The sequence below is a fragment of the Chitinophaga sp. Hz27 genome, from assembly GCF_042263525.1.
In the GTDB taxonomy this organism is placed as follows: Bacteria; Bacteroidota; Bacteroidia; order Chitinophagales; family Chitinophagaceae; genus Chitinophaga.
In genome coordinates, this window is record NZ_JBHKFJ010000005.1 from 61163 (window position 1) to 74237 (window position 13075).

The following is a 13075-nucleotide window of genomic DNA, read 5'->3' on the forward strand; positions in this document are numbered from 1 at the left end:
ATTAACCTTCTCTGACTATATCCTGCTAAAAGCCATGTAATTATTTATTATCGTGGATCTGCGTTGCCTATGCTATGAGGTATCGGATCTGAAACATAAATCGTACTATGGGTTTCAGGCTGTTGTCAGTTTTCAGGAATAATCATATTCAGTCGTTGCTGGGTAATGTGATTTCTGCTTTCTTTAATGTTTTATCCTTTGCCATACTGGTCAGGATTCTTCCTGAATCCGCATTTGGCGAGTGGGTAATGTTTATAGCCACCTATAATGTACTGGACCAGATCAGAACGGCCCTCCTTCAATCCGGGCTGATAAAATTCTATGCCGGCACCGACGAAACTACCGCCAGATCAGTATGTGGTGCTGCCTGGTATGTTGCAGTAGCACTGACACTTATCTTTCTGATATTAAATGCTGGCGTGTTGGCCATTGGCTGGCATTACTTCAATGGCACCTGGCAGTTCTTCCTGCTACACCTTAGTTTATTGCTGGTACTATCTTTACCATTTAATTTCGCCAGCTGGCTATTGCAGGCCAGGCATCAGTTTGACAAAATCGTTCATATCAGGCTGCTGCAAAACAGTACCTTTTTATTACTCCTGATCATCCTTCACTTTAGCGGCAACGCACGTATTACACTGATTCTTTACGCATATGCCTTTGCTTTAGGCGCTGCCAGCCTGTATTGCATGCTGCAGCGGTGGACATCTTTAAACACTATCTGGTTCAGAAAAAAAGAGCAGGTAAAAGCGCTTTTCGTATATGGGCGACTGATAGTAGGCAGCATGGTCACCTCTGGCTTTATCCCCTACTCTGATAACTTTTTCATACGCACCATGATCAATCCTGCTGCGGTAGCGATTTATAGCATTCCGCAGAAATTCATGGAAGTGATAGAGATCATCCTGCGCAGTTTTGTGGCCACTGCGCAGCCTACTTTATCCGCAGCCGTTAACCGCAACGACTGGCCCGCAGTCTCCAAAGCTTTCTGCCGCTATACCGGCGCGGTAACCTTCCTCATCCTCCCTTTTATTATCGGGCTAATTATTTTCGTACAACCGCTGATTATTATTCTGGCTAAAAAAAATTACCTGGGTGCCACTCCCATCGTACTGATATTTCTATTCTCCGCTATTCTTTATCCGATTGACCGGTTTATTGGCGTCACACTGGACATGATCAACAAGCCACAACTGAATTTTTACAAGAACCTGCTGAAAGTCAGCATCAACGTGATCGGAGACCTGGTCTTCATCTGGATGTTTATGGACCTGAGAGCAGTAGCAGCCGTGTCTTTCCTCAACCTGCTGGCAGGAGTAGCCTTTGGTTATTATTTCCTGAAAAAGCAGCTGCAACTATCGTTGAAGGATATACTAAAAGAAGGCTGGGCATCTTGTACACTGCTATTGGAGAAACTACCTGCCAAACTACAACTGGTCAAAAAAAATTAATTAAGTCATGCGTATCGCATTTATTATTCTAGCACACAAAAACCCCGAACAACTATTACAACTCTTGCGCCGCTTGTCGCATCCCCGAGTAGATTGTTATGTTCACCTCGATGCCAGGGCGGACACGCTTGCCTTTACAGAAGCGGCACAGCTGCCACAAGTATATTTTATCCCAGGCCGCATCAAAGTACATTGGGCAGGTTTTAGTATGGTAAAGGCCACACTCAATAGTCTGGACGTTGTACTTGGCAGCCGCCGTAAGTACCTTAATATTTCCCTGCTCAGCGGCCTTGATTATCCATTGCGTCCTATTCATGAAATCGTTGATTTCTTCACTATTCACCAAGGCAACGAATTCCTGGATATTATGCCAGAGAAAGAAGTAGCAGCCACCATTAGTAAACTGGATCGCTATCATTTTGAAGACATTCAGTTTAAGGGAAAATATTTTCTTACACGCTGGATCAATCGCATTATGCCTTCCAGGAAATGCCCGATGAACTTCACGTTTACCGGCGGCTCGCAGTGGTGGAGCCTAAGTGAAGATTGTCTGCGTTTCTGTAAGGAATTCCTGGAGGAGCAACCTTCTTTCATAAAATATTTCAGATATACCTGGGGATCAGATGAATTCATTTTCCATACCATCATCATGAACAATCCGGAATGGAGTAAGAAAGTAGTAAGAGATAATTTGAGATATATAGATTGGTCTGCAAGGCAGGCTTCCCCTAAAGTCCTTGGCCCTGGCGACTTACCGAATATGATTGCTTCAGGAAAATTCTTTGCGCGTAAGTTTGATACAAACATTCATCCCAACATTTTGAATAAAGTAGATGCGCTGTTGGAAGATGCAATAAGATAAAATAATTATCCGCAGATAAAAAAGGGACTGACTAAAAGTGCTATCACTTTTCTGTCAGTCCCGGCATTGGGATAGATATGACGATTGCTTAATGACGCTTTAATACTTTAGACTTCACGATACTTTTACAGATATCACCGAAAGCCTTACCGGCTTCTATTAGTTCTGCTCCCATAGACCTTTTGGGAAACTGTTGATACACCATATTTTCACTCCAGGGTTCACGAAAATATTTCAGTAATGTTTCTTCTGAAGGATTGATGACATAATCGAAACTTCCCTCCCACTCTATGCGTACGGTATGCAGGTTAGCGTGTGTACGTTCCATTATTTTATAGCCGATAGAATTTTTCGGCAGGTAGGCCTGGAATAGCTCACCAAAATCAAATTGTTGTGGGAAATTGATATTGTCTTTATCTACCATCACTAGTTTATTATCTATTTCGAGGAGTACCCATCTGTGTGATTTTTTTGGGTAGAGATGTTCTCCCAATAAGGACGGCACTTCCAGGTATCCTCTTTTTGCTACACGGAATTGCTCTTGCAGGAAAGCATGTGGATTATCTACATGTTCCAGTACATGGTTGCAGATTACGTAATCGAATGATTTGTCTTCAAATGGCAGGTGTTCTCCATCTGCACTGATAAATTCCTGGTTGCGCAGCACTTTGATATCACCGCTGCGGTGTGTATTATCATCTGCATATTTATCTACCACTACATTCGAACGCGGATGCGGATTATGGCCGCCTCCTACTTCCAGCACGCGGTCTGTTTTTTTAGCACTGATATCGAATCTGGAATGTGGATTTCTAATTTTCATGAGTGTATTTCGGTATTATAAATTCAGTGACGTACCAGTTTATAAAAGAGATCTTTGTAAACCTCTTCAATTTTAGTGGTCATGGCGGTGATGCTATGTTCTGCTTTTGCGCGTTGTAGCGCTGCGTTTGCGAGTCGGCAGCGCAAAGCTGGATCATTAGCCAGTTTCAATAAGGTGGCGCTGAGTACAGCCGTGTTTCGTGGTGGTATCAATATGCCACTGATGTTATCGTCCAGGGCTTCACGGGTGCCATCCACATCTGTAGCGATGATGGCTTTTCCCATAGCCATAGCTTCCAGCACGCCTATTGGAAATCCTTCCCACAGTGAAGGAAGACAATAAATATCTATTGCTTTCAGTATGCGAGGAATATCCTGCCTGAAATCATCAAACACAACAGCCTGCTGCAGACCTAGTCTGGCAGATAGTTCCATCACTTCTGATTTGAGTGGGCCTTCACCCACCATCAATAGTTTAAGTGATGGTTGCAGCTCATGCGCCGCCGCAAATGCGCGGATCATGCCTAATGGATCTTTTTGAATTGTCATTCTGACAATAAATCCAACAACAATATCACCTGGCGTAAAGCCATACTGTTCTCTGACATGGTCTGCATCTATGTCTGGCGTGAAGCAGTTAAGATTAACGCCATTCCTTATTACAACAGATCGGAAGCCTTGGATTACCTGCATACCTGTTTGCCGGTTAGATTCGGAAACAGTAATGTTTATACCTGTGCGTCTGGTGATAAGTTTCTCTGCAAAGATCCTTGCCTTGCGGTTCCAGAAGGGCAGTTCATTATGAAACGACCATCCATGCACGGTATAAACTACCGGCAAGCCCAGTGAGCGCGCGATCCATAAAATATTTGTATTAGCTCTGGAACCATGTACATGGACCATGTCAATACGTTGTTCTTTTAATAATCTTTTCACGGCACCCCATATACGAAAATCGAATGGGCGCTCTGTGGGGATTACAAATACAGGTATCTGCATCATCCGAAGGGTATCTACCATCGGACCTTCCGTAAAGGACAAAACAATAGGTTCGAATCTGGAGGTATCAATAGTACTTACAAGATCCAGCACATGTCGTTCGCCTCCTCCCACCTTTCCCTGGTGGATAGTCTGCAGTACCCTGATTTTCCTGTTTAAGTGCATCATCTTAGTTACAGCGGGGCGATCCAGCGGCTAAACCACAGCTGAAATACCAACATATTCCAGAGCTTCTGGTGGTTTACCTTTTCGCCTCTTAAATAGCAGTTTAACAATGGTTGTATACTAGCAGCGTTTAACAAACCAGACTGCGCTAATTTTTCAGGCGAGAGATAATATCTCATTTGTTCACTCAGTGCGTCTCTGAACCATACCTGCAATGGCGCGATGAAAGGCTTTTTGGGCCTGTCCATGAGCGAGGCAGGGATGTATCGGTGAACGATCGTCTTCAGTATATATTTGTTAACACCATCTTTCGTTTTAAGGGATTGTGGAACCTTAGCAAGAAATTCCACCAGTCGGTGATCCAGCATAGGCTCTCTACCTTCTATGCTGACCGACATTGTTGCGCGGTCTACTTTTGTGAGATTGTTATCGACCAGGAATGTTTTATAATCCATGGCCAACAATTTGTTCAGGGGATCATTTACATTTTGTAGTTCGCCGTTCAGGTCAAAAGCTGTCTTGTACCTGTCTGGAGTATGTTGCAGGTACTGCTTCAATTCAGTATCAGTAAGGTGTTGGCTGATATATTTCAGGGCCGCTTCCGGCTTCCCGCTTTGCCATATCAGCTTCATCTTTTCATAACGTGTAGAAAAATTATATTGCTTGTTGAAGTAAGGTATTAGGTCAGGGTTGATTAAATCCATTGTTTTGCTTAGCAAGAATTGCAACGGCGCAGGGATACCATTGGTATATTTGAGGGACTGCCTGAATTTACCATAGCCTGCAAAGATCTCATCGCCACCATCTGCGCTGAGCGCCACTTTCACTTGTTTACTGGCGAGGCGACTCACCAAAGTAGTGGGCACGGTGCTATTATCAGCAAATGGTTCATCATAAACTTCGGGAAGGTTGTGCAGAATTTCAGCTGCATCTTCCGGACCGATGATCCATTCGTTGTGGTCCGTTCCCAGGTGTTTTGCGATAGCTGCCGCCTCTTTAGACTCGTCCCATTGGGCTTCTTTATAGCCAATGGTAAACGTTTTGATTTTATTGGTACTTTCAGCCTGCAGTATCGCTGCTACACTGGAGCTATCATAACCCCCACTCAGGAAAACACCTACCGGCACATCCGCCACCATGCGATAGCGATAAGCACTATGCATGAGTTTTTCTGTTTCATCAATGATCTCCGACTCCGAAAGGCCCGTCAGTGGCTGGCGATAAGCATCCAGTACATTCCAATACTCATGTGTGGTGAGTGTGCGTGTAGCCAGCTGCAATTTCAGGAGATGACCTGGCAATAATTTCCAGGTATTCTTAAAAATGGTATAGGGAGCGGGAATATAACTGTATTGAAGGAACAGGGATAAACTGTTTGTATCAATATCGTTTTTAAACTGTGGATGATGATGAAAGCTTTTCAGCTCAGATGCAAACAACAGCAGGTTATTGTCCCAGTTGTAATACAAGGGCTTCACACCAGCTCTGTCTCTTCCTATAATTATTTCTTCTCTCTGTTCATCATACAAGGCAAAGGCAAACATGCCTATGCATTTGTCCAGCACTTTTTCTTGCCAGTAATGGAAACCTTTCAGGAGTACTTCCGTATCAGAACCCGAATAGAACTTATAACCAGCGCTGATCAGTTCTTGTCTGACTTCTTTATAGTTATAAATTTCTCCATTGTAAATAAGTGTATAAGGGCCGTAATGCATCGGCTGATGGCCGGATGCAGAAAGGTCAAGGATCGCGAGTCTGCGCTGGCCCAGGCCAACGGTGGCAACTTTAGGTAGAAATACTTCATAGCCTGCATCATCGGGTCCGCGGTGAATGAGCGCGTCCGTCATATTCTGCAGGATCTGTGTACCTGTCTGCCTCGAAAAATCTACAAAACCAGCTATACCGCACATGATTCCTTATTTAGATTTAAGTTTTTAATATTCCAGATCACCCCTTTCCAAAAAGCGCGGAGGTGATCTTTTTCACGTTTCAGCAAATAGCGAAGCGTATTTTTGGGAATGGTCACAAAAGCAAAGAACAGCAGAAACAAGCTGAGTTGGTACCATCTTACATTACGACGCATAAAGAGTATGCGGTTGCGGGTGAGATAATATGTTTTCAGCACGCTGTTTTTACCTGTGGTCATTGATTCTTTATGGTAGATGAGCGAAGCCGGTTCGTAGTAAATGCGATAGCCTTTACGTCTGAACATTTCGCACCAATCAAATTCTTCGTAATACAGAAAATAAATCTCAGGCATGAGCCCTACTTCCTCCAGCACGGAGCGTTTCATCATCATTGCACCACCATGTGCATAGGCCGTTGTGCCGCCTGTATTATACTGTCCTTTGTCTTCTTCCTTACAACCAATCATGCTGTTTCTTCCGGTAAAAACATCTACCTGTCTATATCCCGCGTATTCAATAATACCTGGATGGAAGAAATAATGGAACTTAGGACTGACGATACCAACATCAGTATGTTGCTCAAAAATGGCCAGCAGTCCGGGTATCAGACCTTGTGTAAAAGCAGTATCATTATTTACAAGAAATAAGAAATCCCCTTTTGCAGCCTGAATCCCTATATTATTACCGCCTGCAAATCCTCTATTGGCAGCACTTCTAATGACCTTTGCCGCAGGGTATGCATCCGTAAATAATGTGGTTGGATCTTCCACTGATGCATTATCTACCACGATCACTTCCAGGTTTTTATAATCGTTGGAAGCGATGGATTCCAGCAATGCTACGGTTACCGCGCTATTATTATAGTTGACGGTAATGATGGAAACCAGTGGCGTATGTATGTTATTCGGCATCCAGTAAAGGGTTGTCTACAGTTGTTTTAGAATGACTGGTATGAATAAAGGTATTGTCCGCACCTTTCAGTTTGAATGTCAAAGCCAGCATAATACCTATTGCTCTTGGCAGGCTTATTATTCCTTTCAGGAAATACTTCGAATAGAAGAGCCTTGGTATTGGCAGTAGTAGCGTCAGTGCATTAATCGCCCATAGTATCAGCCAGTACCAGTAAGGGATAAATAGGTATCGCTGTAAAAAGAAATAGAGTATAGGCATTAACGTTACAAACGTTAGTAACAGCATACGTGGCGGCATCATGTTCTGGCAAACGAACAGGTTGAAATAGTCCATGTTGCCGGTTTTGAGTGCGGCCCATCCTTTGCGCCAGTATTTAAACAGATATTTATACTGGCTGGAAAGCCATCTTCTACGCTGGTTGGTGAACGCTGCTGCGTTGTCAACCTTTTCGTCGAATACGAGTGCTTCTTCCAGGTAATAGATTGGCTGCGGCTTTAAACCTGCTTTTTTAAAGACCTCTCCTTCTGCCATCAGCAATTGCAGCACTTTATCAAATCCACCTATCGCATCAATTTCCAGCATGGCTGTTTTTATGAGCTGATACTGAAAAGCCATCCCAGAGCCGATGAGGGAGGATGACAGCCCCAAAGCACAACTTCCTTTCCGATACAGGTGATTGGAAATTATTTCATTAGCTGTATCCAGGATAGCAAAAGGCGTATCGATGTTTTTAGCAACCCGTCTTGTTTGTATGGCCATATGTCCCTGCAGGAATGCATGATTGATTTTTAACAGGAAATCAGCATCCAGGAGGTTGTCTGCATCACAGATGAGGGCCATTTCATAGCTATTATCCAGCTGTTGAAAGGCCGCATTCAGTGCGCGCACTTTGGTACTTTTTTCGAAACTCACTTTAACCACAACGGCACTGGTTTCTGCCAGTGCCTGTAAGGTAGCGGGTTGCAAAGAATCTGCTATTACTACTATGTCAAAAGACGATCGCGGATAACGGAGTTTTTCGTAGTTGGCGACCGTAGCAAGGATGATAGCGTCTTCCTTGTAAGCCGGTACCAGTATAGCGATCCGACTATACGCTTCCGGATTCCCCGCTGATATCTTATTCCTTTTTTTGAGGCTGGCAGCCAGGCAGAAATAGAGATTATATAAGATACACAGCGCCGGGAACAAAAACACAACAATTTCTACAACAAGCATTACTATACGTTTTCTTTTTGCACAAGTGCAAATGGGGTATTCATCATGATCCACATATCATAGCCAAAGGTGTGTTTGTTGGCATAGCTGATATCCAGACCAATTCTTTCTTCTGTCGACATATCTTTGTTTCCTCTCTTGCTTATCTGCCAGAGTCCAGTGATGCCGGCAGGGGCATTGAAACGTTGTGACCATTCGTCTGTGGTAAGTGCAGCAGCCTCATAAAGTGGCAGCGGGCGGTTACCTACCAGTGACATATCACCTTTAATTACGTTCAGCAGCTGAGGGATCTCGTCCAAGCTGGTATTGCGCAGAAAGGCACCCAGCTTGGTGATGCGGGGGTCGTTGGTTACTTTATAAAAAACAGTACCACCTTGTTCGTTACTGTATTGATTAAGGTGAGAGAGTTGTTTTAATTTTTTATCAGCATCAGGTACCATGGTCCTGAATTTGTAGAATTTGAAGATGCGGTAATTTTTACCAGCTCTTTTGGCAGCGTAAAAGATGGGACCTTTGGACTCCATACGTATAGCCACCGCGATGATGAGTAATAACGGTGACGCCAGTACGAGTGCCATGCTGGCAAGGAGTATATCCGTCAAACGCTTGATAACAGCACCTGGAGTGCGTTTGCTTTTGGTGAGCTTTTTATTGGGCTCAGTATTTTCCTGACGCGTGATAACGCTCAGGTATTTAAATTTGCTGACAAAAGTTATTTTCTTTTCCAGTGTATGCATGAGGCAATCACGGGTGATTACTTCATCTATAAACCTGTATTTTCTGGCAAAAGATTTCAGTTGTTCAGAAACCTGTTCGGAGTACATGAAGAAAGGAATAGAGCGCAGTACCTGATTATCGTTGAAGTACTGTTCCCATTGTTCGCATTCCTGCTCGTATTTACTATTAAAACGGTAGATGATGACTGCAGGTATTTTACGATATACGTTGAGGACTTCTGAAATAGAAGCCTGTGCGGCATTTATATCCTGTACTACCAGGAATTTGTAATTGCCAGGCGTATCTCTCACATCCAGGTAGGTATTGCCTACGAAGATGACAATTTTTTCAGGGCTTAATTGACGAATCACAGCAGTTTCCGTTTTCTCGTGCGCTGGTTTCAGGGGCAAAGCAGGCGTTAATTCAGGTGTAGTCGTTCCCATTATAAATTATTTGGCGTTAAACAATCCGGTATTTCAGCCGGCAGCTACCAGTTGATCATTCAGAATATCAGATACAGATGCTGACAGTTGGATAGGATCGAAAGGTTTGCTGAAAAAAGCATGTACATTATGGTGCTGATTTACGGCTGCAGTAGTATCAGCATCGTTGCATGCAGAAAGTACCACTACAGGGATATCTCTATATAAGTTACTGGACGACAGGAACTGTATCAGTTCATGACCATCAATATTTGGCATTTGTAAATCGGTGATGATGAGGTCTGGGGTGTTTCCTTTAGATAACCAGGACATAGCCACCAGGCCATCCTGTGCCGATACAACATGATAATTTTTGCTGAAGATTGCTTCCAGCAGAAATCTTATTGGTAAACTATCATCTATTATTAATACTTTCTTTTTCATTCCACCTTCTGGTTTATTTTTTTAATGTTAGCATGGATAGCGCCAATAGAGGCGTGAAACCATGAAGGCTTTTTATGGGATGTGGTCGAAAATATCAGATTATCAGGTGGTTTCTCTGGAGGATATTTGCAAAGATACGATGAGGCATCTCAGGGTCATAGGTTGTAATCAATTATGCCACAACCAGGCGATTCAGATTGAGCGTAAAATTATACTTCTTTATAATTTACGAAGTATTTTTTTGGTAAAGAGTAATTTTTTTCCGGTGAATGCATAAAATTTGAACGTAAGTGCAAATTTACTTCTGATATTAATAATTTTATAAAGCCTTACATTTTGAAATACTGATATTGATTGATACTTTTACACTCCCAAAACACATCCAGATGCCAACTGCCATCCCAAATCCCTGAATCGCGTACATGGAAAGAAGACTACTATTTATCCTGGGTATCGGCGGATACCTGCTACTGTTGCTGATTACAATACTACATCACCAGGCCCCCCTGTTCGATGAACCCTTGTTTGTACGTAATCTCTATTTATTTGATGCAGCAGGACTTTCAAAAAAATTCCTGCTGGAAATGAATGATCAGGCACCTGGCCCACTCTATCAACTAATACATTATCCTTTATATTTTCTAACCCATTGGCAGACACCAGGTATTCGTTTAGTCAACACCGTATTTTTAGGTATAATAACGTGGATCCTTACACATATTATTCGCAACATCTATCATTTGCCACTGTCTGACACCCTGCTGGCGGCACTTAATATCATTGCCGTACCCATGATATGGCAGGTATCAGGTATGGCCCTCACGGAAATACCGCCGGTATTGTTTTCTATGCTATCTGCCTGGTGCTTTATAACAGCAGTACAATCATCTCCCAACAACAAAAATAAAAGCATACTATTTGCAATATTTGCAGGTGTTACCTGTGGCATTGCTATTATAGGGCGTTCTCCTTTTCTTATCATGATCCCTGCCGCAGCATCCATATTAATAGATGCTCCTAAAAATCGTATGCGCTGGATAATAGTGATCCTGTTCTCCGTAGGTGCGTTAGTGATATCCTTACCATTATTTATCACCTGGAAAGGATTAATGCCTCCAAAACAGGCTGTAATCAATGCTGGTGGGTTCAGTGTATGGCACGGCATCTTGTCATTCGCATATGGGGCCATGGTAACGATTATAATAGCTCCCCGGTGGTTCATCATCAACAAGAAAATTTTATTGTCCTGTTGCGTTTCCTATATACTATTGCTGCTACTGAACATCATTGTGCTGGACTATACTTTCGCGCCGATGAGTGAAGTGCTGGCACGCATCTTACCAACCGTTATATTAGATATATATCCCTACCTGATCTCTCCCCTGCTGGGAACCATTGCCATTTATTTTATCGGCTGTTCTGTATATCGTTTATGGGAGAACAGGGAGAATCCTGTGTTTTGTTTTCTCTTATGCTGTGGAATGCTCATGCTGGCTACCAGCTTCGCTGTCACGCACCTGTTTAGCTCCAGGTATGTGGCACAGGCAGCGCCATTTCTACTGTTGGTGCTAGTGCCGTATGACAAAATAAATTATGCCAAAATCGTACGTTTTGCTGTAGGCATGGGTATAGGCCTGTTATCATTAGAAACTTATTTTTTGTTTAGATAGTAAATAATATATGAATAGCTGGAAAGCGATTTGTTTGCTTAGTCTCGGAATCATCTTTTACAGTTACCTGGGTTATGGCATAGTACTGTACCTGGTATTGCGGGTGAAGCGCTTGTTTGTAAAACCAACGGTAACGGATACACTATATGAACCACCGGTAACCTTTATGGTGGCGGCTTATAACGAGAGTGCATTCATTCATTTGAAAATTGCCAATACCCTGGAACTAGATTATCCCCGTGACAAGATGAAGATCGTATTTGTAACAGATGGCAGTACAGATAATACAAATGCTATCATTAGTAAGTATGAGGGTATATCGCTGCTGTTTCAGCCGCAGCGCAATGGCAAAACCGCTGCCATCAATAGGGCTATGACAACGGTAGATACTGAAGTAGTAATTTTTTCAGATGCCAATACTTTATTAAATCCATCAGCGGTAAGAGAGCTGGTAAAACATTTTGCACACAGCAATACTGGCGCAGTGGCAGGAGAGAAAAAAGTGATCGCGCAGCAGGACAGTGGCACAGAAGGCCATGGAGAAGGCATGTATTGGAAATATGAGTCGAAGCTGAAACAGTGGGATGCTGAGCTTTACAGCGTGATGGGCGCCGCCGGTGAACTGCTGGCGATTCGCACCAGTCTTTATAGCGCTATTCCGGAAGATACCATACTGGATGATTTCATCATCTCTTTTAATATTAATAAACTAGGGTATAAAGTATTATATGAGCCAAAGGCCTTCGCGATGGAATCACCATCTTCATCACTAACGGAAGAGTATAAACGTAAAGTGAGGATTGCTGCAGGCGGGTTTCAGTCGATGGCACGGTTAGCACCACTGTTCAATATTTTCATGTATCCTAAAATCACCTGGCAGTATGTATCACACCGGGTATTACGATGGACACTGGCCCCATTATGCTTGCTGTTATTGTTGCTTAGTAATGTAGTTATCGTGTTTAACGGTGGCGGTTATACGTATACGGTGTTATTTGTCATGCAGCTGTTTTTCTACGGTGCCGCCTATACGGGTTTTTTGATGGCACAGCACCAGATGAAGATCAAATACTTTTATATACCATTTTATTTCGTATTCATGAATGTTGCCGTATATAATGGCTTCACACGCTATGTACGCGGCAAACAATCAGCAGTTTGGGAACGCGCGCAGCGCTCAGTGAGTTTGTAATCCTTTGTACTTACAGTGTTTACATTCACCCGCTCAATCAATACGTTCCCTAACAAAAAATAATCGTTTACCTAATTTAGTGTACCATTTGAAACGGGCACAGTAAATTAGCGGCCGATACCGGATATACCAGCAATGAAAATTCAACACAACAGTGATTGTTTCCATGCTAAGGTACCCCAGTAATACAACCTCTTATAATACACCTTATCCTTCGTTAAAGCCAACTCTGGTATTGGATTTCTAATCCTTTCCTGCATCAATTTTTGCCATCTCCTCTGAAATTCATGTGCTTCA

The 13075-nt window shown here is 42.9% G+C and carries 11 protein-coding genes; 4 read left to right on the plus strand and 7 right to left on the minus strand.

Annotation, left to right across the window (positions count from 1 at the left end):
• Positions 1–107 precede the first annotated feature (107 nt).
• Positions 108–1451, plus strand: a complete 1344-nt coding sequence (locus tag ACE38W_RS12370; protein WP_375831253.1) for a lipopolysaccharide biosynthesis protein — start codon at positions 108–110, stop codon at positions 1449–1451.
• 7 nt (positions 1452–1458) lie between these two features.
• Positions 1459–2313 (plus strand): beta-1,6-N-acetylglucosaminyltransferase, encoded by an 855-nt coding sequence (locus tag ACE38W_RS12375; protein WP_375831255.1) that lies wholly within the window; start codon positions 1459–1461, stop codon positions 2311–2313.
• 88 nt (positions 2314–2401) lie between these two features.
• On the opposite strand, the gene ACE38W_RS12380 is transcribed toward ACE38W_RS12375, so the two are convergent.
• The 7 genes from ACE38W_RS12380 to ACE38W_RS12410 are packed head-to-tail and all read right to left on the minus strand — an operon-like array spanning position 2402 to position 9916.
• Positions 2402–3136 carry a class I SAM-dependent methyltransferase gene (locus ACE38W_RS12380; RefSeq protein WP_375831257.1) on the minus strand — a complete coding sequence of 245 codons (735 nt, stop codon included), beginning with the start codon at positions 3134–3136 and terminating at the stop codon, positions 2402–2404.
• Positions 3137–3159: 23 nt separating this feature from the next.
• Entirely contained in the window at positions 3160–4302 is a 1143-nt protein-coding gene (locus tag ACE38W_RS12385) for a glycosyltransferase family 4 protein (protein ID WP_375831259.1), read from the minus strand.
• A gap of 5 nt (positions 4303–4307) precedes the next feature.
• On the minus strand, positions 4308–6209 hold the full coding sequence (gene asnB, locus ACE38W_RS12390; protein WP_375831261.1) for an asparagine synthase (glutamine-hydrolyzing): 1902 nt from the start codon (positions 6207–6209) through the stop codon (positions 4308–4310).
• Entirely contained in the window at positions 6197–7117 is a 921-nt protein-coding gene (locus ACE38W_RS12395) for a glycosyltransferase family 2 protein (RefSeq protein ID WP_375831263.1), read from the minus strand. The genes asnB and ACE38W_RS12395 overlap by 13 nt, the downstream gene beginning before the upstream one ends.
• The gene (locus ACE38W_RS12400) at positions 7107–8333 is read right to left on the minus strand and encodes a glycosyltransferase (protein WP_375831264.1); all 1227 of its coding nucleotides are present in this window, start codon (positions 8331–8333) and stop codon (positions 7107–7109) included. Before ACE38W_RS12400 ends, ACE38W_RS12395 begins: the two co-directional genes overlap by 11 nt.
• 2 nt (positions 8334–8335) lie before the next feature.
• A complete protein-coding gene (locus ACE38W_RS12405; protein ID WP_375831266.1) occupies positions 8336–9493 on the minus strand; it encodes a sugar transferase in 1158 nt (385 codons plus the stop codon).
• 33 nt (positions 9494–9526) lie between these two features.
• Positions 9527–9916, minus strand: a complete 390-nt coding sequence (locus tag ACE38W_RS12410; RefSeq protein ID WP_375831268.1) for a response regulator — start codon at positions 9914–9916, stop codon at positions 9527–9529.
• A gap of 422 nt (positions 9917–10338) precedes the next feature.
• On the opposite strand from ACE38W_RS12410, the gene ACE38W_RS12415 reads away from it, so the two are divergent.
• Together ACE38W_RS12415 and ACE38W_RS12420 are read left to right on the plus strand one after the other, a co-directional pair.
• Positions 10339–11586, plus strand: a complete 1248-nt coding sequence (locus ACE38W_RS12415; RefSeq protein WP_375831270.1) for a glycosyltransferase family 39 protein — start codon at positions 10339–10341, stop codon at positions 11584–11586.
• Between the two features lie 10 nt (positions 11587–11596).
• Positions 11597–12778: a glycosyltransferase family 2 protein gene (locus tag ACE38W_RS12420; protein ID WP_375831272.1), complete on the plus strand. Its 1182-nt coding sequence runs from the start codon at positions 11597–11599 to the stop codon at positions 12776–12778.
• Positions 12779–13075 lie beyond the last annotated feature (297 nt).